This is a genomic window from Proteus sp. G3927, from assembly GCF_963894685.1.
Taxonomy (GTDB): Bacteria; Pseudomonadota; Gammaproteobacteria; order Enterobacterales; family Enterobacteriaceae; genus Proteus; species Proteus mirabilis.
In genome coordinates this window covers 23,260-47,042 of the sequence record NZ_CAWQGX010000025.1, presented here as the reverse complement: position 1 = coordinate 47,042, position 23,783 = coordinate 23,260, and the positions used below count along the sequence as shown (strand labels likewise).

Sequence of the window (23,783 nt, the reverse complement as noted above, 5' to 3'; positions counted from 1 at the left end):
TCATTATCTTAATTTCTCTTACAGCAACTGATTTTTACTGATGTACACAAGGTGGAATATGCGGATCTTAATTATTGAAGATAATATCTTACTTCGCCATCATTTATCTGTGCAGTTTCGCGATGCAGGACATCAAGTTGATGCAGCACAAGATGCGAAAGAAGCCGATCACTTTATCGCAGAAAGTACACCTGATGTCGCCATTGTTGATTTAGGTCTTCCTGATGAAGATGGTATCAGCCTTATTCGTCGATGGCGGGAAAATAATATTACTATTCCCATTATGGTATTAACGGCTCGAGAAAGCTGGCAGGAAAAAGTGACTGCATTAAATGCCGGTGCTGATGATTATGTGACAAAGCCTTTTCATTTTGAAGAGATCGTGGCACGCGTTCAGGCATTAATGCGAAGAAACATGGGCATTGCCTCACAAATACTGACTATTGCCCCTTTTGAGTTGGATTTATCACGTAAAGAGTTCATGATCTTAGGTGAGCAAATCAAGCTCACTGCATTCGAATATACTATTTTAGAAACATTAATGCGTAATCAAAACAAAGTGGTGAGCAAAGATGTGCTAATGCGCCAACTTTATCCTGATGCAGAGCAGCGAGAAAGTCATACCATTGATGTGCTTATGGGGCGTCTGCGCAAAAAAATTCTCCAAAAATATGATAATGATGTCATTGTAACTGTACGTGGACAAGGTTATCGTTTTGATATGAAAGCTTAATATGCATAAAAAACAACGTTCGCCCTTCTCTTTACGAACAAGATTTTTACTTGCCACCAGCGCCATTATTTTAGCACTGACACTCTCTTATGGTTTGGTTGCCATAGTCGGTTCTATTGTCAGTTTTGATAAAACGACTTTTATGCTAATGCGTAGCCAAAGTAATCTCTACTATAGCTTAGCGCAATGGAAAGATGGGCAATTGCAGATTGAATTTCCGACTAACCTCAATAACAACAACACATCGCTGGTGGTTATTTTCGACGAGAAAGGCAATGTGCTATGGACGCCAACGGATTTACCTCAGGTGATCCCAAACAGTATCGCGCCAAAATGGCGCAATAAAGAAGGCTTATTTGAAATTAGTGTGAATGTTAAAACGACACGTTTTATGTTACAGCAACTGCCTCAATATCGAGCCTATCTAAAAAAACTCAACGAATATTCAAGTAATGATACCTTAACGCATTCCGTGGTTATTAATCACTATCCTGCGGCGGATAATATGCCTTATCTATCCATTGCGGTTATCGATCCTATTCCTCAAAGTCTGCAAAATGTAAGTAGAGTCTGGGATTGGTTTCTCTATATATTACTGGCTAATTTTCTTTTGGTGATCCCATTAATTTGGTTAGCAGCCCATTGGAGTTTAAGACCGATTAAATCCATTATTGAGCAGATTAGTGCGTTGGAAAAAGGCACTCGCGATAATTTAGATGAAAATCCTCCTAAAGAGCTCAAAGGATTAGTTTATAATCTCAACATTTTATTGCGTAATGAACGCAATCGTTATAGTAAATACCGTACCAGTTTATCTGATCTGACCCATAGCTTAAAAACCCCCCTTGCTGTTTTACAATCAACATTACGTGCTCTACGTGCTGGCAAACAAATGTCTATAGAACAAGCTGAGCCAATTATGCAAAGTCAAATTGAACGAATTTCACAGCAAGTTGGTTATTATTTACATCGAGCTTCTCTTCACGGCGATCACGATATAACAACACGCAAGCTCCACTCTTTATCAGGCTTACTTGACAATCTTTGTAGTGCACTTAATAAGGTCTATCAATCCAAAGGCGTTGATATAACGTTAAATGTTTCCCCTGAAATGATGTGGTTAGGTGAAAAGAATGATTTTATGGAAGTCATGGGAAATGTACTTGATAATGCTTGTAAGTACTGTTTAGAGTTTGTCGAGATCAATGTAAGTCATGATGACAATTGTGTGATTATCACCGTAGATGATGATGGCCCAGGAGTCAGCCCAGAAAAAAGGGAGCTCATTTTTCAGCGTGGTACACGTGCAGATACATTGCGCCCAGGACAAGGCTTAGGATTATCAATTGCTGTTGATATTATTGAGCAATATAACGGTGATATCACCATTACCGATAGTCCATTAGGGGGGGCAAGACTCATCGTCACCTTTGCTGAGCAACAACTCACTACTGAAATAGAGTAACGCTCTTCTCTATCAACTTATATTATTGCTGATTTAATTTAGGTCTTATCACAATAAGATTGCGAGATGTATGATAACTACGCAGTTGTCAGTATATTACTCGTTATTACTCACATTGCACCAAGGAATGTTTAGCAGGAAGTTGTAATTCATTATATGATATTTTTAGGCTTCCCAAATTCAGGAAATACACAATGGACTATAAACTTAATTTAGATTGGCAATCATTTTTAGAAAGCCATTGGCAAAAACGTCCTTTATTAATCAAAAACGGCTTCTCTGGTTTTGTTGATCCTTTATCTCCTGATGAACTTGCAGGTCTTGCAATGGAAGATGAAGTGGATAGCCGTCTTGTGAGTTGTCAAGATGGGCAGTGGGGAGTTAAACATGGGCCTTTTGAGCACTTTGAAGGTTTGGGTGATAAAGATTGGTCGTTATTAGTTCAAGCGGTCGATCACTGGCATTTTCCAAGTGCGGCATTGATGAAACCTTTTCGTGTGTTGCCCGATTGGCGTATTGATGATTTGATGATCTCTTACTCTGTTCCCGGAGGCGGTGTGGGTCCTCATCTTGATCAATATGACGTATTTATTATTCAAGGGCAAGGTCGTCGTCGTTGGCGTGTGGGTGAGAAAATCCCAATGAAACAGCACTGTCCTCACCCGGATTTACTTCAAGTTGATCCTTTTGACGCCATTATCGATGAAGAATTAGAGCCGGGTGATATTCTGTATATTCCACCTGGATTTCCTCATGAAGGCTACGCCATTGAAGAATCACTAAACTATTCTGTTGGCTTTAGAGCACCTAATGCACGAGAGCTATTTAGCGGTTTTGCTGACTATGTTTTAGCAAATGACTTAGGAAGCTACCGTTACAGTGATCCTGATCTTACTCCTCGAGATAATCCGGCATTAGTCCAGCATCAAGAATTAAATAAGTTGCATGATATGATGGAAGACTTACTTGCCCAACCCGAAGTCTTCCGTCATTGGTTTGGGGAGTTTATTTCTCAATCTCGCCATGAACTTGACTTGGCCATTCCTGAACCTTTATATGAAAATGCTGAGATCCACGATTTACTGCAACAAGGTGAACAACTTCATCGTTTAAACGGTATTCGCGCACTGCGTGTTGGTGATAGTTGCTTTGTTAATGGTGAATTAATGGATACTCATCATATTGAAGCTGCAGATGCCCTTTGCCAATATGATTGTATTGATAAACAACATTTAGGTGATGCTTTAGCAGATCCAAAATTTATACGCTTATTGACGCATCTTGTTAACCAAGGCTATTGGTATTTTGAAGATTAAGTATAAATAAACTATTTTTATACAAACACACCCAGCTAATTATAGCTGGGTGTTATTTTAACTATGTTAATAAACAGTAACTGTTATCTTATTAAATAATATATTGCCTCTTTTAGTAACGTTCTTGTGCCATAAAATAACCATGGCAAAATGATAAAGAACGCACTCTGTAGCCCTAAAAGTAACCAGGTATGCTTATCATTTGATAAATATAAAGAAAATATAATAAGATGGGTAATTAAAAAATAGCTGAAAACGATAATAAACGATGCTTTATACTCTTGTTTACTAAAAGTATTATCACTGGTTATCGGTATTTTTTTACACAGACATTCTGATCTTGTTTGTTTTATTATTATTTTGGAGAGTACAGCCATTACGCAAATATCCTTATATCATTTTATTTAGATTATAAAGAATATTATTTGAAATAATCGGCCAATAACTTATAAAAAACAAACTTATTTTTAAAGTTTAATTTTAAATAATATGAAAACAAACCCTATATTTAAAATATAAAGATAAAATAATAGCCGAGATTGTCGGCTATTATGGGGCAATTATTTTACATAACTGCTCTATTAACAAATAACTTTTGCTTTTTCTCTTTCGGCAGTAATTTCAGCAATTCGCATAATAACACTTACTGCGGCCTCCATACCTTCTAAAGAGATAAATTCATGTTTGCCATGAAAATTATAACCACCCGTGAAGATATTTGGGCAAGGTAATCCACGGTAAGAAAGCTGAGCACCGTCTGTACCACCACGAATAGGCTTAATATCAGGTTCAATATCACAATCAATCATTGCTTGTTTTGCAATATCAATAACATGTGGATACTGAACCACTTTATCATGCATATTGTAGTAGCTATCATCAATAGTTAGTTCAATATAGCAATCAGGATGTAGACCTTTACCTACTTTTTCAGCAATCGTGATCATGTTTTGTTTACGCTTTTCAAACTGATTGCGATCAAAATCACGAATAATATAGTGCATTTCGGCTCTTTCCACCGTACCTTTAATACTTTGTAGGTGATAAAAACCTTCATAGCCTTCTGTGTTTTCAGGGGTCTCTTCAACAGGTAATTCTTGGTGAATACGCGAAGCGAGTCCTAACGCATTTACCATCACGCCTTTGGCACTACCGGGATGAACATTATTACCAACGATTTTAATACTCACAGAAGCGGCATTGAAATTTTCATATTCCAATTCGCCCACACCACCACCATCAACGGTATATGCCCAGTTAGCACCAAATGCTTTTAGGTCGACATAATGTGCACCACGCCCTATCTCTTCATCCGGCGTAAATGCAATACGGATATCACCATGAGGTCGATTTTGTGCTTTTAAACGTACCATCGCAGTGACTATCTCTGCGATACCGGCTTTATCATCAGCACCTAATAGAGTTTTACCATCCGTTGTAATTAATGTTTTACCAATCATTGAGTGTAAAATTGGAAACATAACCGGTGATAATACTTCATCACCAATACCTAGCGCGATATCACCACCACGGTAATCTTCAAGCACTTGAGGTTTTACATGTTTACCTGAAAAATCAGGTGAAGTATCAAGATGGGAAATAAAGCCAATAACAGGTACAGGCCAAGATACGTTAGAGGGCAAACTCGCCATAACGCATCCTTTATCACTGAGTGTCACATCAGAAAAACCCAGTTTTTTTAATTCTTGTACCAGTGCCTTCGCTAATTTTAGCTGACCATCGCTACTTGGTGACATTTTCGATGATGGTTTCGATTGTGTATCAAAACTAATGTATTCAAAAAACCGTTCTAATAATTTATCCATTTTGCCCCCTAAATCTCTCTAATAACAATAATAGGGAACTCTATAAAATAATTATTGCGTCAAATCAGCTTTAGGATCATTAATTAAATCAAACAATTTATGGACATATGCATCAACCACTTGGCTCGCGGGGCCATAATGTTTTTCTTCAAACTCACTCTCCACTAAGCTAGGTTCAAGGTTAAGCTCAACCGTGTGAGCCCCTGTCAACCGTGCTTCATGGACAAACCCAGCCGCAGGATAGACATTCCCCGAAGTGCCAATAGCGATAAAGAGATCTGCCTGTGCTAAAGCGTGATAAATTTCATCCATGCCGATTGGCATTTCACCAAACCAAACAATATGCGGACGTAGAGGAGAGGGAAATTGGCAGCAATGGCAATAATCTGTCGTTGATAAATCCCCTTTCCATTCAAAAACTTGACCTGATTGCGGACAGCGGACTTTCAATAACTCACCATGCATATGGAGAATATGTTTACTCCCTGCTTTTTCATGTAAGTTATCAATATTCTGCGTGACCAGCAGGAAATTGTCCTTTCCTAGATATTGCTCAAGTTTTGCTAATGCATAATGTGCTTCATTAGGTTGAATTGAAGGTTGTTGTAATTGACGACGGCGCTCATTGTAAAACTGCTGAACCAGTTTAGGGTTGCGGTGATATCCCTCTGGCGTTGCCACATCTTCAACGCGATGCTCTTCCCACAATCCATCTTCTGATCGAAAGGTTTTTATACCTGATTCAGCCGAAATGCCCGCCCCGGTTAGCACCACTACTTTGGGTAAATTCATTTCATGTTCCGTTTTATGGGTTAAATGAAAATAACGACAACGTGAGTGTTGTCTACGTAAACTTTTTATCTTACGAAACTTCCTAAGCCGACGATGACGAAGTTTAAGTTTCATCATGGCAATCCTTGGTTTTTATATTTAACAATCAATAAAAATTGATAACTTTACTGTCTTATTTCCGTTTATATCCATTTTATGTCAATAAACTTACTGTCCACTTAAAATTCTAGCAGGATCGAGTTTAGTTGCTCGACGAGCAGGATACCAACTAGCAATCAAACTCAAAATAACCGTCGTCAAAAATACGGAGAAAACATCAATTGCATGTATTTCTGAAGGTAAGAAATCGACAAAATAGACATCTCCTGATAGCACACTATGCCCTGTCATGGATTCAATTACCGAGACAATAGGGGTTAAATTTAGTGAGACAACTACCCCCATAATAACACCGGCCACGCATCCGATCATGCCTGACAACAGTCCGTACCATAAGAAAATATTGCGAATATGGCTATCTCTTGCACCTAACGTTCGTAAAATAGCAATATCTCCGCTCTTATCTCTTACCGCCATAATCAGCGTCGAGACAATATTAAAACAAGCAACCCCAATCACTAAAATCATTGAGAGATACATAATGCTGCGGATCATCTGAATATCGCTATACATATAACCATAATCGCTGATCCAGCTTTTAGCATAAACATAGGCTTGGCTATTTAAGCCTGCATTATGAATAATTTCATTAGCTAGAAATGGATCGCTTGTTTTCACTTCAATACCCGTAATTCCTTTGCCGTAATCAAGATACTGTTGCGCATCTGCCAATGGAATTAACGCTAATTGGTGATCGAGCATACCACTGAGTTTAAATATGCCACTGACTTGTAAACGAATGCGTTTAGGTTGTAATAGCTTTTTCGGATCATCATTGTTAGGGATCAGAATAGTTAACCAATCACCTTGTTTGATTTTTAAGGCATCGGCAACACCTTGGCCAATAATGATTTGTTGTTGACCCGCTTGAAAATGTTGCCATGCATTATTTTGCACATAGCTCGGTAATAAACTGATATCACTTTGTTTATTCGGTTCAACCCCCATCACTTGTACCGCTTTTAATTCGGTTCCTTTTTCAAGTAATCCGGTTAATAAAATATAGGGGGCAGCAGCAACAACACCCTCAGTATTTTCAATCCGAGATAGTGCCGGTTGCCAAGATATAAAGGGTTGTTCTACCGAATAAATTTGTCCATGGGGAACCACAGAAAGAATGCGGTTTTTTAATTCACGTTCAAAACCGTTCATGGCACTTAATCCGATAATCAATACCGCTACACCCAACATAATGCCCAGCGTTGAGATAATCGAAATTAATGACACCATACCAGCACGTTTTCGTCCTTTTGAAAAACGTAATGCGGTAACTAAAGCAAGTGGCAACTGCGCCATTATTCCACTCCTGAAATCGCTTCTTGAGACTCTAATTGACCATCTTTCATTTCAAGTTGACGTTGAAAGCGTGCCGCGAGAGATAAATCATGAGTAACAACCAAAAAGGCAGTTTTCTTTTCTTTATTTAATTTCATGAGTAATTCGAAAATACCTTCCGCATTTTTTTGGTCAAGATTACCTGTCGGCTCATCGGCTAAAACTAACGCCGGATCGTTTACTAAGGCTCTAGCAATAGCAACACGTTGTCTTTCTCCCCCAGATAACTCAGAAGGACGATGATGTGCACGAGCAGTTAATCCTACGGCATCAAGTAAAGACATCGCTTTCTGTTTAGCCTTTACTGCACTCATTCCACCAATCATTAAAGGCATTGCAACATTTTCTAATGCAGTAAAATCAGGTAACAAATGGTGGAATTGGTAGATAAAACCCAATTGAGTATTACGTAAATCCGCTTTTGCCGTTGAAGTTAATTTATTGAGCGATTGCCCTTTAAATATCACTTCACCTGAGGTTGGAGAGTCTAAACCACCCAATAAATGTAATAGGGTACTTTTACCTGAACCTGAGCTGCCGACAATCGCCATAAAATCACCTTGATTGATCGCGAAAGAGACGGATTTTAAGACTTGTGTTGAAATAGCACCATCTTGATACTGCTTACAAAGTGCATGACATTGTAATAAAGGGGTATTACTCATAACGTAGCGCCTCTGCTGGCTGAATAGTTGCGGCCCGCCAAGACGGGTATAAAGTCGATAATAGTGAAATCACAATAGCGGCAAAACCAATCATAAAGACTCGGCTCCACTCTAAAGTCGCGGGTAATTCTACCCCATGAGGAATAAGCCCTACCGCAGGCATAATCACATTTAGTTGGCTTGATAGTAACGCCCCTAACAAACCTCCCGCAATAGCACCTAAAATACCGGCACCTGCCCCTTGTAGCATAAAGATAGACATTATCTGTGAACGCTTTAACCCCATGGTTTGTAATATTGCCACTTCACCTTGTTTTTCCATCACCAGTAATGAAAGCGAAGTAATAATATTAAACGCGGCGACCGCAATAATTAGGCTTAATAATAAGCCCATCATATTTTTTTCCATTTTCACTGCTTGGAAAAACTCGCCCTTTCGTTCACGCCAATCTTTCCAACTTAAACCTGCTGGCAAAGGTTCAGCACTGTATTTTTCAATATTAAGGGGGGTTGAGAAGAATAGACGCCATCCGGTAATATTGCCGGGTTGATAGCGCATCAAACGCGCCGCATCTTGTTGATTGACTAGAAGTTGAGAAGCATCAGCATCACCGCCACTTTGGAAAATACCTTTGACTGTAAACAGTCGTTGGCTAGGCACTCGGCCCATTGGGGTGAGTTGGCTTACGCCGGGAACAATAAGGCGAATGCTATCCCCTTCTTTGGTTTTTAGCTGTTTAGCTAAACCACTACCGAGGATCACACCATATTCTCCCGGTTTTAATAACGAGAAATCGCCATAGCGAATAAACTGTGTTAGGGGTTCATCTTGTGCTTTATCAATCCCTAACATCACGCCAACACCGATATTATCTTTACTTTGTAATACCACATCCCCTTCAACTAAAGGAACGACATTGATAACATCTTCTCGTTTTAATAACATTTGTGCAGTACTATCTTGTTTGGGTAGCTGCCCATTGGGTGTTGTGATAACAGCTTGTGGAATATAGGCCAAAATGCTGTTTTGTAATGAGCGTTCAAAGCCATTCATCACAGAAGTCACTGTGATCAATGCCGCAACACCCAGCATAATCCCTAAAGCGGATAGCCATGAGACGAATCGACCAAATTTGTCGACTGCGCGACCCCGCATATAACGGAGCCCTATAAAAAATGAGACAGAATTGTACATGAAAACTGTGCTGTTCCTGTTGCTAATGCTAAGTGTTCAGGGATAATAAAGGGTAGTCTTACTGAATGGAACCACTCTATTCCCAAACTGTGGTTTTTTCTTTTATCTTAACCTGCCCGCCAGTTTAAGCTTTGGCGATGTCGCTAAAGATGTGTTGGGAGTTAACTACAACCAAGAGTTCACATTACACGCTTATGTCCTCAGAATATCGTTATCAACTTCCTGTAAAACAAGGGGATACTCGCCAGCTGGGTCAGCTGACAGGTGCCGCTTGCGCCCTAGAATGTGCAGAAATCATCAAACGTCATGCTGGATTAGTCGTTCTTGTCACTCGTGATATGCAAAATGCACTGCGTTTACAAGATGAAATCCGTCAGTTTTGTGATTATCCTGTAGAGACATTATCTGATTGGGAAACATTGCCTTACGACAGTTTTTCTCCCCATCAAGAAATAATCTCTAACCGCCTTTCTACGCTATACCGTATTCCATCACTTCTCAAGGGAATTTTAATCTTACCCGTCAATACGTTAATGCAAAAAGTCTGCCCAACAGATTATCTCGCAAGTCATGCATTAATAATGAGTAAAGGAGAGCAACTTTCTCGCGACAATTTACGCAAAACATTTGATGAGGCGGGTTATCGTCATGTAGAACAAGTGTTAGAGCATGGCGAGTATGCAACACGCGGCGCATTACTTGACCTATTCCCGATGGGCAGTGAATTTCCTTATCGAATTGACTTTTTTGATGATGAGATAGATAGCCTAAGAACTTTTGATGTTGATACGCAACGCACCTTAACAGAAGTCGAGCAGATCAAACTATTACCGGCTCATGAGTTTCCAACTGATCCTAATGCGATTGAACTCTTTCGTAGCCAATGGCGTGAACGTTTTGAAGTAAGACGTGATCCTGAACATATCTATCAACAAGTAAGTAAGCAAGTATTACCCGCAGGAATTGAATACTGGCAACCGCTCTTTTTTAGTCAGCCATTATCCAATTTATTTGCTTATTTCCCACAAAACACCTTAATTGTGACGCAAGATCTGCAAGATTGCGCTGATAAATTTTGGCAAGATATCAACCAACGTTATGAAAGCCGTCGTGTTGATCCCATGCGGCCATTACTGCCACCAGATGATATTTGGCTTAATGTCGAAACGCTCAATCAACAGTTAAAACAGTGGCCACGTATTCAACTTAAAACGCAAGCACTGCCGGAAAAAGCGGGTTATACCAATTTAGGTTATCAACCACTGCCTGATTTATCAGTCAATGCGCAAAGTAAATCACCGCTTGATAATCTACGCCGTTTCCAAGAGCAATTTTCTGGCAGTATTGTTTTTTCGGTTGAAAGTGAAGGTCGGCGGGAAACCGTTCAAGAGCTCTTATCTAGAATTAAAATTGCCCCCAAACAAATTATTGAATTAGCGGATGCTAAAGAGAAAGGGTGTTATTTTATTATTGGCTCTGCAGAGCATGGCTTTATTGACAATTATCGTCAGTTAGCGCTGATCTGCGAAAGTGATATGTTAGGTGAGCGAGTCCACCGTCGCCGTCAAGATAATCGTCGCACCATCAATACCGATACACTGATCCGCAATCTGGCAGAATTAAGTCCCGGACAACCTGTTGTCCATCTTCAGCATGGGGTGGGGCGTTATCAAGGTATGACCACCTTAGAAGCGGGTGGCGTAAAAGCAGAGTACTTGATCCTCTCGTATGCGGGAGATGACAAACTCTATGTTCCTGTTTCGTCACTGCATTTGATCAGTCGCTACTCTGGTGGGGCGGATGAAAATGCGCCTCTTCATAAATTAGGGGGTGATGCTTGGACTCGTGCGCGCCAAAAAGCAGCCGAAAAAGTGCGGGATGTGGCGGCGGAATTATTAGATGTCTACGCTCAACGAGCCGTAAAATCTGGTTTTGCGTTTAAATTAGATAAAGAACAATATCACACTTTCCGCCAAAGCTTCCCTTTTGAAACCACACCCGATCAAGAGATGGCAATTAATGCCGTATTAAGTGATATGTGCCAAGCCATTGCAATGGATAGGTTAGTATGTGGTGATGTTGGTTTTGGTAAGACAGAAGTTGCTATGCGTGCGGCATTTCTTGCAATAAGCAACAATAAGCAAGTGGCTATTTTGGTGCCTACTACCCTACTGGCTCAACAACACTTTGAAAACTTTCGTGATCGCTTTGCTAATTGGCCGGTCAATATTGAGATGATCTCACGTTTTCGTAGTGCCAAAGAGCAACAGCAGATCACCGAAAAATTAGCAGAAGGCACCATTGATATCGTTATTGGTACACATAAATTATTACAACCGGGCATTCAATGGAAAGACTTAGGGTTATTAATTGTTGATGAGGAGCATCGCTTCGGTGTACGTCATAAAGAGCGTATTAAAGCAATGCGTGCCAATGTCGATATATTAACCTTAACCGCCACCCCTATTCCTCGTACGCTAAATATGGCGATGAGTGGTATGCGTGATCTGTCAATTATTGCCACCCCACCCGCTCGCCGTTTATCCGTTAAAACATTTGTCCGCGAATATGATGATCTGGTTGTTAGAGAGGCTATCTTGCGTGAAACATTACGTGGCGGGCAAGTGTACTATTTATATAACGATGTTGAAAATATAGAGAAAGCGCGTGATAGGCTAGCACAGTTAGTACCTGAAGCTCGTATTGGTATTGGCCATGGGCAAATGCGTGAACGTGAGCTTGAACGTGTGATGAACGATTTTCACCATCAACGATTTAATGTATTGCTCTGCACCACCATTATAGAAACGGGTATTGATATTCCGAGTGCCAATACCATTATTATTGAACGTGCTGATCACTTTGGTTTAGCGCAGCTACACCAATTACGTGGACGCGTTGGCCGCTCTCACCATCAAGCCTATGCTTATCTATTAACCCCTCATCCCAAAGCAATGACTAAAGATGCCCATAAACGCTTAGAAGCGATTGCCTCCCTAGAAGATCTCGGCGCAGGTTTTGCTTTAGCCACACATGATCTAGAAATTCGTGGTGCGGGAGAGTTATTAGGTGAAGAGCAAAGTGGTCAAATGAATACCGTTGGCTTCTCTTTATATATGGAGTTACTAGAAAGTGCAGTTGAAGCATTAAAAGAGGGTCGAGAGCCATCATTAGAAGATCTGACCAATCAGCAAACCGAAATTGAATTAAGAATGCCGGTGCTATTGCCCGATGACTATATTCCTGATGTCAATGTAAGACTCTCTTTCTATAAACGTATTGCCAGTGCCAAAGACTTAAATGAACTTAATGATCTAAGGGCAGAGCTTATTGATAGATTCGGCACCTTACCTGATGCAGGACGCAACTTATTACGTAATGCGGCTATTCGATTAAGCGCCATGAGTTTAGGTATATCTCGCATTGAAGCCCATGACAAAGGTGGCTTTATTGAGTTTGGTGAAAAAAATAATGTCGACCCGACTTATTTAATCGGTTTATTGCAAGAGCAACCGAGCGTCTTCCGTTTAGATGGCCCTACCAAATTGAAATTTATGATAAGCCTAACCGATCGAGAAAAACGACTCACTTTTATCGACGATATGCTCACCGCTTTTAGTGAACACAAAATAAACGCATTATCTGTTTAGATAATAAAATGCAAAAAGGCCTAACATAATAAATATTAGGCCTTTTTTATCTTATCAGTTATCAGCGTTAATGCTAAAAAGAAAACCGTTACTCTTTACGGCAAGGAATATTTTCATTCATAGAACAATATGGCTCTTGCTCCAAAACAAGTCGGCCATCGCTATCTAGCGCGATGATATCGCCCGGTTTAAATGTCGTTCTCACTTTACCCGGTGTACCATCAATTGTGTAAAGCACATCATAACCGATAACTCGCCTTTCTTGGCGGTAAATGGGAATACATTCTCTAAATTGAGCATAAGGGAAGTGAGCAATACTTTTATTGTTTAGCGCTTCTATCATATAGAAAACACGACACTCTTGCTCTGCGGGATGAAAACGCGATAATTTTTCTGGTGTAAATTGTGTAGGCAGTCCAATACGATGGCAATACTCTTCTGTCACAAAAACGGTTGATTTAATCGGTGTTGCTGAAACCACATGGGCAAATTGTGGCCGTGGAAATATCCACTTCCAAGCGACAAATAAAAGAATAGCTAATACAAGGATTAGTCCTATTAGTGTGAACTTTTTGCTATCAACACTCACTTTTTCCCCTTTTTATGCGTTTATCCCTATTTTACTATTTTTTTGTTATAAGCGGATTTCACTCTTTTATCACCATGTTGTAATTCAATATGTTGAATGAATAAGCTTATATGAAAAAATATATTATTACGTCCTTGCTGATTAACATCATAAGTAAACTATGTACTTATAACATGGTAAATACACCACTAATTATTGTTTTAATCAGTTAATTAAATACGCGCTATTTTCTAATTATTTTCAAAAATATTAAGAATGAACTTAAATATTTCTTATCTCATCAATGAAAGCTGATTTCATTTACATATTTATAAATATAGCGTAATGATAACATCAAGTTAACAAATGTAATCTCTTTTAAGAAACTTCTTCATTAACCTTTACATAGTCGATTTGCTTTTCACTATGCGTAACAGACTGGTTTGTACATAAAGATAATAAAAATAATAGATTAAATACATGTTTTTTATTCACATATATTATTTATAAGTTTTAATATGTATCTTTAAATACCATAACATTTTATGACCTAAATAAATTCTTAAAAGCGCCTATTTCTATTTAAGAAAAATCTTAATTTATGAAAAACCCCTATTCTATTGAAGATTATTTTTATATATAAATAATTAAATTTATAGAAATAACACTATATTTTTCATAAAGTTATTTGAAATTGAAGCTTAATATTATTAAAAAATTAATTCGATATCCACATAAATATTTTCTACTGAATTAATCATCTAATTCAGAGATTCTTATTTTGACTGTTCACAATTATTACTACTCTTTAGATAGATAAAACCCCCGACAATATAAATACTGCGGGGGGTTAAAATAAACTTTTGTTTGCTAAAAGAAACAAAAGTTAGAAAAATAAACCATTATTCACTAATGAAGTTTTAGTTTTGGTCTAATCACACGATTGATTGATCCAACTAACATCATCAAACCTGTTTTAAGATAACCATGTAACGCAATTTGATGCATACGGTATAAAGAAATATAAACGATACGTGCAATACGCCCTTCTATCATCATATCGCCTTTCATTAAGTTGCCCATCAAACTCCCTACCGTACTAAATTTAGAGAGCGAAACTAACGAGCCATGATCTTTAAACACATATTCTTTTAACGTTTTACCCTTTAACATGGCTAAAATATTGCTATAACAACGGCTTGCCATTTGATGAGCGGATTGTGCCCTTGGCGGAACAAACCCTCCCTCTTTTCGCGGACAGGATGCACAATCACCAATCGCAAAAATCGCATCATCTAATGTTGTTTGTAGTGTCGGCTTAACGACTAATTGGTTAATACGATTGGTTTCTAATCCAGCGATATCTTTCATAAAGTCTGGGGCTTTGATCCCCGCAGCCCAAACCATCAGATCAGCATCAATATGCTCGCCATCTTTGGTATTTAACCCTTTTTCATCGGCGCTTGTTACCATGGTTTTCGTCATCACGCGCACACCCAACTTAGTCAGCTCTTGGTGTGCTGCACTTGAAATACGCACGGGTAATGCAGGTAATATTCGCTCACCCGCCTCAACAAGCGTGATATTAAGGGCTGATGGCGCTAATTTTTTTAAACCATAACTATTGAGTTGGCGAACAGCATTGTGTAATTCGGCAGATAATTCCACTCCAGTTGCACCACCACCCACAATCGCAATATTTACTTTACGATTTTCAGCTTCTGCGTTGGAGTCTGCTGAATATTTTAAAAATAAATTGAGCATTTCATTATGAAAACGGTGTGCTTGCTGTGGGCTATCTAAAAAGATGCAGTGCTCTTTGATCCCTGGGGTGCCAAAATCATTAGATTTACTGCCTAAGGCCATGACTAAAATATCATAATCGAGTTGACGCTCTGGAACTAATAGCTCTTGATTTTCATCATAAATAGCAGCCAAAGTGATATTTTTATGTTGGCGATCAAGCCCTGTTAAAGTGCCTAATTGAAAATTAAAGTGATGGTTATAACCATGAGCGAGATAACTTAATGCATCAACACCATCATCTAATGAGCCTGTGGCAACTTCATGTAACAGAGGTTTCCATAAGTGACTATTATTTCTATCAACAAGGGTAATTTCTGCTTTTTTTTTGCGCCCTAACTTATCACCCAATTTAGTCGCTAGTTCTAATCCACCAGCTCCACCACCGACTATAACAATTTTTGTTAATGACATATAACGTCACTCCTAAAGATATTTACTGTTGTTATTTAAGTCATCTTGGTTAAATCCACTTAAATAACGACAGTTAAAACGTTTCAGTCAATGATTTTGATAATAGCCAAAGCTCATTGGCAATATGGTCATACCAAAGTTGATTTATATCAAAAAAATTTGAATTTTCATACCTGTTTTTTGATGAATCGAGTCATTTAGGTTGTTTTTCATTCGCCAATAGAACATCTTATTGACATATGGCTATTTTTTACCATAACTATCAATTAGATAGAGGATATAAGTGAATAATTCAGTCGGAATATGAGAGGGGCTTAAAATAAGAAAGAAAAGGAAAAATATAAATCAAAAAAGATGGACAAAATGCACTCTGTCCATCTTACATAAGCCAATTTTAAGCGGGGATTTTGCTATTAAATGCTTTAATTTTAAAAAGATGTTCTGACAAGCTTTTGAACTTATGTGTCTGCGTTTCATCCCAAATAATCGAATAATAAGGTGATAACTCATCAGCAGAACGCTGGTTATCTAAAATCTCATCATGACGGGATAAAATCACTAATGCATTGTCTCTATTTTTAGAGCGAAAATCTTGAATACACTTAGTGGCAATATCTAAATACTCTTCAGGTCTATCAATCTTATCAGTCATATTTTCATATGGAAAAAGATTGGGGTTAATCATTACTTGGCGAATATTAGATAAAAAACCGATACGCTCTGCCCAGTAGCCACCTAATCCTACACCACAAATCAGCACCGGCTGTTTTGTCGATTTAATCAGTTTATCCGTCTCTTTAAGTAGATGTTGCATATCGTGACGTGGATGCAACGTACTGTAACTGAGAAAACGGACATCAGGATCAATAAACTGTAGCTGTAATACCTTCTCATGATTTCCCGGACTGGTGGAATCAAAGCCATGTAAATATATAATCATGCGCGCTCCTGCCATTGCTCCTGTAATTGGGTCAGCATTTGATTCGCTTTTTTCCAACGATCAGATGCTTGCAGTTCACTTAATGTGTAACGACCTCGGTGATGGTACAACGCCGAAATGCGTTCTGCTTTGACTAAGGACAGGTTATCTAACACACTTACCGCCCCTTTACGGTTATTACATACTAAAAGCATATCACAACCCGCATCTAATGAACGTTGTGCTCTCTGCGCATAACTTCCCATAATAGCGGCACCTTCCATAGATAAATCATCAGAGAAAATAACGCCTTGGAAACCGAGTTGTTCACGTAAAATTGATTTCAACCAATAAGGAGAGCCACTTGCTGGACGCTCATCAATCTGAGAATAAATAACATGAGCTGGCATAATGGCATCTAATAATTGACGTTGGATAAAATCTTTAAAGATAGCCATATCACGTTGACGAATATCGTTTAAAGAGCGCTCATCACGTGGCGTTTCTTTATGGGAATCGGCTCTGACTGCACCATGACCAGGAAAATGCTTACCTGTTGATTTCATACCTGCAGAGCGCATTCCTTTAATAAAGCTTTCCGCCATATCCATAGCAATTTCTGGACACTCATGGAAAGAGCGCTCACCGATAGCAATACAGTCATGACCAAGATCTAGGACTGGAGCAAAGCTAATATCAATATCCATTGCGATCATTTCTGATGCCATTAACCAACCGGCCTCTTGTGCTAAGCGACTAGCTTGATAGCGCTCATTAAGCGCAGCATAAGATTGCGCGGCAGGTAAGCGAGTAAAACCATCACGAAAGCGCTGTACTCGTCCTCCTTCTTGGTCAACGGCAATCACTAAACGCTCATGGGAAGCATCACGGATTTGGCGCACTAATTCATTTAACTGCTCAGCGTCGTGGAAGTTGCGGGTAAAGAGGATCAAACCACCAACAAGGGGATGCTTTAAAATTTCACGCTCCTCGTTATCGAGCTCATATCCTTCAACATCAAGCATTACAGGACCCATAACATTCCTCTCTTTGTTATTGCAATAATAAAATCTTTTCAATTCATCAGACTAAAATAGCGACGTAAAGGTTCAGACATAGCCAAAAACGCGTTATCTTTGGTTTGTTGCCAACGAACCTCATACCACATCAGCATCATATACAAGATAAAGGGTTCTCTTGATAAAATACGCTGCTTTAATACGTTAACCGAATAAAACGACTGCTGTTGTGGGTGCTGCCTATTTTGCTGATCATTATTTAATTCAGTATAGTGATGATATGCACAATACTCATGTAAAAATGCTGTTTGTTGTGCGCTGTTTAACTGATTTGCGGCAAAAAATGTCATTAATGAATCTGCCGTATCAATATCAGCGGCATATTCCCAATCAATAAATTTTATACCTGAATCGCTCAGAAGAATATTCTCAGGATGAAGATCCATGTGAGCTGGCGCGTATTTTATGAGTGTACGTCGAGGTTGACGTAAAAAATCGTGATGTAAACGTAACCACTTTGGTGATAATCGTTTTCTGTCAATATGATACCAATAGACTGAAAGTTCATGCCACAAATCAAGAGGAAGCCCAAAAGGTTTTTGCTGATGTAACTTAGCAATTTGATGAGCTAATAATTTGATATGGGAGCCAAATAACTGCTGATGAGTAAGATGCTCACCCTCTAGCCACTGGAAAAAAAACCATGCACCATGGCGTTTAATAATATTTGGTGCAAGCTGAGTATTTAATAGCTGTTTTAAAATCGAAGACTCTTTTTTAGCCCTGACAAAAAGTGCCGTTTTTTCAGTGCCATAATAACGAGCAACCCAATCTATCCCATTACTTTGCAAACGAAAAGTACCGCCCCCTAATCCCGCTAAGGCGGTTATTTGCCACTGTGATAAGGGTATTGCGGGAAACCATTCCCGCAATAGGCTCAATAACTGTTGTTGATAAGACTTACTCAACCTTATGGCGCCCGCTCCAGAGTATTTCTCCGCTCGCAACCGACATTAATTGCATGCTGATCACACGATTATCTTTCTTACCATCGACAGTAGAAAACAAAATATAGTCTGCTTGCAAATAACGCGCTAAACCAATTGCCGCACTGCGCAATCCTAAGCTATCTTCACCGGATAGTCCTAATGCTTTTCTTGCTGACATCATTTGTGCATAAGGAACCGTTTGTAATGCACTAATACTATTTACCGAGTCGATAATTGTGTTAGTAGCATTAACCGCTTGGATGTTTCCGCCCGAATTATTTTTTACATTATCAACCACTAATAATTTGCCAGTTGCTAAATCATCCGTGACAGACATCTCTCTAATTAATGGCTGAATGGCCGCGTTCCAATTAATACTGGTTATTTTTGGCGGTGTTGGTACAACCTCTATGGGTGGCTCGATAGGTTTAGGTGGCTCTGTTGGCTCTGTGGGAGTAACAGGCTCTACAGGTGCTGGGGGTTGTTGTGGTAACATCGATGGACAACCTGCCAGTAAAAATACCGCTGCCACCACAAATAGCATTTTTTTCATATGACTACCTTATCCTAAGTAAAGAGATAGACTCTGACATAACTCACTGTTTTATTGGGTATATCAGCACTGATCTCAGTATCACCATCGCCCAAAATCATCACATCATTTACGCGGCCTGCCGGAGAAATTTCCAGTCCTTGCTCGTTATACCAATAAAAACGATAACGAATAGAGACAGGATAAGATCGCGTATTCGATAACGTCACCGTGGCGCGACTCCCCTGTTCATAACGCGTCAATAATGGTTTGCCTGCCACAATACCTACAGCTAAAACCGACGGCTCCATCACAATAGATTGTTGACGATTAAAATAGAGTTTATTGTCTGAATGAGACGCAAAACATCCAGCCAATAACGTTGTCATCAACAATACTATAAGTAATGAATAAACCCTTTTAGCTTGTTTTATCATGCTGCTACCTTGTTGCCATGATGATCTATTATCACATTAGATTATTTGCTTAATAATGGCCCTAATGGTTTTCCACCTAAAAGATGCATATGAATATGGAAAACTTCTTGCCCACCATGTTTATTACAATTCATTACTAAACGATATCCCTCTTCTGCAATACCTTCTTGCTGAGCAATTTTAGCTGCCACAACAAATAGATGACCTAAAACTTGTTCATCTTGTGCAGTAACATCGTTTACCGTTGGAATAAGTTTATTGGGGATAATTAAAATATGAGTAGGCGCTTGGGGTGAAATATCACGAAATGCAGTGACAGTATCATCTTGAAAAACGATATCTGCAGGAATTTCACCACGAATAATTTTACTAAAAATTGTCTCTTCTGCCATTTTTATCACCTTATTATTTATTTTAATTCCTAGCCATCACTCGCCAATATTTCTATTGAACAACTTAGTCTGCGAGGTTTGGTATTTGAAAAAGTGTTGCAAAATTACGGGTGGTTTGCTGAGCAAGCTCTTCTATGCTCCCCCCTTTTAATACGGCCATATACTCAGCAACATCACGTACATAAGCGGGTTGGTTCTCTTTACCACGATGAGGCACTGGCGCTAAATATGGTGAGTCCGTTTCAACCAGAATGCGATCAAGTGGTACGATACGTGCAGCTTCTCTAATTTGCTCGGCATTTCTAAATGTCACAATGCCTGAAAAAGAGATGTACATACCAAGATCAAGTAGCGCCATTGCTGTTTCTTTATCTTCCGTAAAACAGTGCAATACACCGCCACAGTCTTGAACCTTTTCTTCTTTTAAAATAGTTAGCGTATCTTCACGAGCGCTACGCGTATGTACAATAACAGGTTTATTAACTTGGCGCCCAATGCGAATATGTTCACGGAAAATTTCACGCTGAAGTGACGCATTTTCTTGTTGATAATAGTAGTCTAAACCTGTTTCGCCTAATGCAACAACATCGGCCTCAGCTGCAAGGCGCGCAAGCTCAGCGACATCGTGTCCCTCATCAAGGTTTAATGGGTGAATACCACAAGAAAAAGCCACATTATCACGCTTGCCGATCAGTTCGCGCATATTTTTAAAGCCGGGTAATGTTGTTGCGACAGCTAACATATATTTGACATCACGTTGTTGTGCTTTTTCTACAACATCATCAATATTTTTGTGCAGTTTTTCATAATCTAAGCTGTCAAGATGGCAGTGTGAATCAACTAAAAACATAATGTACTCTCATCGTTATATAACTTTATATTATTTCTTTTACTTGTCTGCTAAATGGAAAGGGAAATTATTTCCCTAGAGCAACTAGCTGGGCTTCCCAATCAAGTAACTGTTCTGCCAACAATAGCTCTTTATTGATTGCTGGAATGGTAACTAATTGATGACGACACTGTTTCCAGCTTTCGCTCACCGCTAGCAACATTGCAGAAGGCAACTGTGATAACGCCATAATTAATGGCTGCTTATCTTGGTTGACACAATACACTTCAGCATGAGTTTGTCGTTTTAAAGCATCCAACAGTAATGATAATAACCAATAGATCTTACGTTCAGCATTATCTTGATTGAACTGAGCTAACAACCCATATAAATTTCGTTGTTGTAAGCTAACATATAACGCTTGGCAGAAGGCTTCCCTTTCTTGCCATTCTTGTTTTAGTAATGATAACGCTAAAACGGGCGCACCTTGAGATAGGTTTAATGCTGTGACACCATCGGCATAAGCCATATTAGGTAGCTGTTGTTGTAGCCAATGTATCGCATAATTCATCTCAGGCGGTGCTAAATGGTAATAGAAACAGCGACTACGTAGTGTTGCTAGCAATATTTCAGGTTGTTGACAATTCAATAAAAAATAGCAATTAACTGGTGGCTCTTCTAAGGTCTTTAATAACGCATTGGCTGCCGCTTCTGTTAATGCCTCAACCTCTTTTATCCATACCACTCGTGAGCCACCTTGTTGTGCATGGTGCTCAAGCTTTTCGGTGACTTTTCTAACCGCTTCGATCCCTATTGATGACTTTCCCTTTTCATTTTGCAAGATATGCCAATCTGGATGTGTTTCTGCCAACATCAAACGGCAACTATGACACTCATTACAGCTTTTTGAACCCTGCTTATTCTGACACATTAACCAACGACTTAATCCATAAGAAAGTGCATCAGCCCCCATTCCTTGAGATGCATGCAACAAAATCGCATGATGACCACGCCCTTCTTGGTACATACTTACCAGTTGTCGATATGCCTGATTTAACCAAGGATACCAATTCATAATGCGCTATTTTCCTGAGTCAGCCACTGATTGAGTACATCGCGAATATCCGCTTGTACTTTATCAATATCTTGTGATGCATCAATGGTAATAATCGAGGCGTCTTCTTTTGCTAATGCTTGATAACGTTCGCGAGTGCGGTAAAAAAAGTCCATAGACTCTTTTTCTATTCTGTCCAATTCACCTCGTGCTCGTGCTCTGGCTAGACCAACAGCCGGATCTAAATCAAGATAAAGGGTAAGATCAGGTTTAAAATCTGCTAATACCGTATCACGTAGTGACTTCATCAGGGCTTTGTCTATTCCTCGACCACCACCTTGATATGCTTGTGAAGAGAGATCGTGTCTATCCCCTATCACCCACTTACCTTGGGCTAAAGCTGGTTTTATCACATTTTCAACCAGTTGCACACGTGCAGCATATAACATTAGCAATTCAGCTTTATCAGTAACTTTTTCGCCTTTAATACCTTGTTTAATCAATTCCCGTAATTTTTCTGCAAGCGGAGTTCCCCCCGGCTCGCGCGTAAAGGCCAAATCGGTGATCCCTTGTTGTTTTAATGTATCAACAACCGTTTGAATAGCACTGGTTTTGCCAGCCCCTTCTAATCCTTCAATAACAATAAATTTGCTGTTTTTCATAATTATCTTTGTTGTAAGCGTCGGTATTGTGCGACGGCTTTATTATGCTCCGCCAACGTTGTAGAAAATTTATGCCCCCCAGTGCCATCTGCGACAAAATAGAGATAACGTGTATCCGCAGGATGTGCTGCGGCTTTAATGGAAGCAACACTTGGCATAGCAATCGGTGTTGGCGGTAGCCCATCAATTTGGTAGGTATTGTAAGGCGTATAGCCATTAAGATCACTGCGATAAATTGTACCGCGATATTTATCACCTAACCCATAAATCACAGTGGGATCAGTTTGTAAGCGCATATTACGTTTTAAACGATTAACAAACACCGAGGCCACTTTGGTTCTTTCTGCATCAATGCCTGTCTCTTTTTCAATAATCGATGCCATAATCAACATTTCATAGGCAGATTTATAGGGTAAATCACTATCGCGTTTTAGCCACTCTTCTTCTAATGTTTTTTCCATTTGCTGATAAGCACGTTTTAAAATGGCAATATCCGTCGTGCCTGCAGTGTAATGGTAAGTATCAGGAGCAAACCAACCCTCAAGATGGGTAATTTCAGGCTTCATTCCTATCTCTTGGCGTAACTTATCGCTTTCCATACCATTTGCGACAATCTTTAACTCAGGGGCTTTATCAAAAATAGCTTGCCAATCACTTAAACGGCTACCCTCGATAAATCGAATCGTAAACTGCGCCTCTTTGCCACTTTTTATTAACAGCAAAACATCCCGCAGTGTCATACCTTTTGTTAAACGATAAGTCCCTGCTTTAAATTGACTGAGTTCTGGTTTTACTTTTAATAAAATTTGAAAATAATCTCCTTGTTTAAGAAGATTATTCTTAATAAGCAATTGTTCCATCGCAATACGCCCTGTTCCTGCCGGAACAGTAAGCAGCATTTCATCTTGCTTTACCACAACATTGTTCTCTAACCCACGAAGGCTTTGCATAATATATAATGTGGCTGCGCCAGCGCTAATCAATAATGCAAAAAAGGCTATCCAAACTAATTTTTTTATCTTCATTTAT

The 23,783-nt window shown here is 39.2% G+C and carries 21 protein-coding genes; 4 read left to right on the top strand and 17 right to left on the bottom strand.

Annotation, left to right across the window (positions count from 1 at the left end; genetic code table 11):
- The first annotated feature begins 58 nt into the window (after positions 1–58).
- The 3 genes from phoP (at position 59) to AACV00_RS08535 (ending at position 3,514) form a co-directional block, all read left to right on the top strand.
- On the top strand, positions 59–733 hold the full coding sequence (gene phoP, locus AACV00_RS08545) for a two-component system response regulator PhoP (RefSeq protein WP_004247114.1): 675 nt from the start codon (positions 59–61) through the stop codon (positions 731–733).
- A 1-nt stretch (position 734) separates the two neighbouring features.
- Complete coding sequence (phoQ, locus tag AACV00_RS08540) at positions 735–2,198, top strand: two-component system sensor histidine kinase PhoQ (protein ID WP_004251833.1); 1,464 nt, start codon at positions 735–737, stop codon at positions 2,196–2,198.
- 194 nt (positions 2,199–2,392) lie between these two features.
- A complete protein-coding gene (locus AACV00_RS08535; protein ID WP_004247836.1) occupies positions 2,393–3,514 on the top strand; it encodes a ribosomal protein uL16 3-hydroxylase in 1,122 nt (373 codons plus the stop codon).
- Between the two features lie 581 nt (positions 3,515–4,095).
- On the opposite strand, the gene pepT is transcribed toward AACV00_RS08535, so the two are convergent.
- The 5 genes from pepT to lolC form a co-directional block, all read right to left on the bottom strand.
- Positions 4,096–5,340 carry a peptidase T gene (pepT, locus tag AACV00_RS08530; RefSeq protein ID WP_004247111.1) on the bottom strand — a complete coding sequence of 415 codons (1,245 nt, stop codon included), beginning with the start codon at positions 5,338–5,340 and terminating at the stop codon, positions 4,096–4,098.
- Between the two features lie 51 nt (positions 5,341–5,391).
- A complete protein-coding gene (cobB, locus tag AACV00_RS08525; RefSeq protein WP_004247834.1) occupies positions 5,392–6,249 on the bottom strand; it encodes a Sir2 family NAD+-dependent deacetylase in 858 nt (285 codons plus the stop codon).
- A 90-nt stretch (positions 6,250–6,339) separates the two neighbouring features.
- A complete protein-coding gene (gene lolE, locus AACV00_RS08520; protein ID WP_004247833.1) occupies positions 6,340–7,587 on the bottom strand; it encodes a lipoprotein-releasing ABC transporter permease subunit LolE in 1,248 nt (415 codons plus the stop codon).
- Positions 7,587–8,291: a lipoprotein-releasing ABC transporter ATP-binding protein LolD gene (gene lolD / locus AACV00_RS08515; protein ID WP_004247832.1), complete on the bottom strand. Its 705-nt coding sequence runs from the start codon at positions 8,289–8,291 to the stop codon at positions 7,587–7,589. The genes lolE and lolD overlap by 1 nt, the downstream gene beginning before the upstream one ends.
- Positions 8,284–9,486, bottom strand: coding sequence for a lipoprotein-releasing ABC transporter permease subunit LolC (gene lolC / locus AACV00_RS08510; RefSeq protein ID WP_012367767.1), 1,203 nt, complete (start codon positions 9,484–9,486; stop codon positions 8,284–8,286). Before lolC ends, lolD begins: the two co-directional genes overlap by 8 nt.
- Before the next feature lie 194 nt (positions 9,487–9,680).
- Here lolC and mfd point away from each other — a divergent pair, with 194 nt between their 5' ends.
- Positions 9,681–13,136 carry a transcription-repair coupling factor gene (mfd, locus tag AACV00_RS08505; protein WP_017628384.1) on the top strand — a complete coding sequence of 1,152 codons (3,456 nt, stop codon included), beginning with the start codon at positions 9,681–9,683 and terminating at the stop codon, positions 13,134–13,136.
- Positions 13,137–13,224: 88 nt separating this feature from the next.
- Here the strand turns inward: mfd and umoD are convergent, their stop codons facing one another.
- The 12 genes from umoD to mltG all read right to left on the bottom strand — a co-directional run bounded on the left by umoD (position 13,225) and on the right by mltG (position 23,779).
- A complete protein-coding gene (gene umoD / locus AACV00_RS08500; RefSeq protein WP_004247102.1) occupies positions 13,225–13,725 on the bottom strand; it encodes a flagellar biogenesis regulator UmoD in 501 nt (166 codons plus the stop codon).
- An 888-nt stretch (positions 13,726–14,613) separates the two neighbouring features.
- Entirely contained in the window at positions 14,614–15,921 is a 1,308-nt protein-coding gene (locus tag AACV00_RS08495; protein WP_004247101.1) for an NAD(P)/FAD-dependent oxidoreductase, read from the bottom strand.
- 394 nt (positions 15,922–16,315) lie between these two features.
- The gene (gene ycfP, locus AACV00_RS08490; protein WP_004247100.1) at positions 16,316–16,861 is read right to left on the bottom strand and encodes an alpha/beta hydrolase YcfP; all 546 of its coding nucleotides are present in this window, start codon (positions 16,859–16,861) and stop codon (positions 16,316–16,318) included.
- On the bottom strand, positions 16,858–17,877 hold the full coding sequence (nagZ, locus tag AACV00_RS08485; protein ID WP_161680057.1) for a beta-N-acetylhexosaminidase: 1,020 nt from the start codon (positions 17,875–17,877) through the stop codon (positions 16,858–16,860). The genes ycfP and nagZ overlap by 4 nt, the downstream gene beginning before the upstream one ends.
- Positions 17,878–17,915: 38 nt before the next feature.
- Positions 17,916–18,827 (bottom strand): phosphotransferase, encoded by a 912-nt coding sequence (locus AACV00_RS08480; RefSeq protein ID WP_004247829.1) that lies wholly within the window; start codon positions 18,825–18,827, stop codon positions 17,916–17,918.
- A complete protein-coding gene (locus AACV00_RS08475; protein ID WP_004247096.1) occupies positions 18,820–19,401 on the bottom strand; it encodes a penicillin-binding protein activator LpoB in 582 nt (193 codons plus the stop codon). Before AACV00_RS08475 ends, AACV00_RS08480 begins: the two co-directional genes overlap by 8 nt.
- A 14-nt stretch (positions 19,402–19,415) precedes the next feature.
- On the bottom strand, positions 19,416–19,817 hold the full coding sequence (locus tag AACV00_RS08470; protein WP_004247095.1) for a YcfL family protein: 402 nt from the start codon (positions 19,815–19,817) through the stop codon (positions 19,416–19,418).
- Positions 19,818–19,858: 41 nt separating this feature from the next.
- Positions 19,859–20,209 carry a purine nucleoside phosphoramidase gene (gene hinT, locus AACV00_RS08465; protein WP_004247827.1) on the bottom strand — a complete coding sequence of 117 codons (351 nt, stop codon included), beginning with the start codon at positions 20,207–20,209 and terminating at the stop codon, positions 19,859–19,861.
- Positions 20,210–20,273: 64 nt separating this feature from the next.
- A complete protein-coding gene (locus AACV00_RS08460) occupies positions 20,274–21,059 on the bottom strand; it encodes a metal-dependent hydrolase (RefSeq protein ID WP_161680055.1) in 786 nt (261 codons plus the stop codon).
- Between the two features lie 67 nt (positions 21,060–21,126).
- Positions 21,127–22,113, bottom strand: coding sequence for a DNA polymerase III subunit delta' (gene holB, locus AACV00_RS08455; protein ID WP_004247825.1), 987 nt, complete (start codon positions 22,111–22,113; stop codon positions 21,127–21,129).
- Entirely contained in the window at positions 22,110–22,754 is a 645-nt protein-coding gene (gene tmk / locus AACV00_RS08450) for a dTMP kinase (RefSeq protein ID WP_020945515.1), read from the bottom strand. Before tmk ends, holB begins: the two co-directional genes overlap by 4 nt.
- A 2-nt stretch (positions 22,755–22,756) precedes the next feature.
- Complete coding sequence (gene mltG / locus AACV00_RS08445) at positions 22,757–23,779, bottom strand: endolytic transglycosylase MltG (RefSeq protein WP_004247090.1); 1,023 nt, start codon at positions 23,777–23,779, stop codon at positions 22,757–22,759.
- Positions 23,780–23,783: the final 4 nt, after the last annotated feature.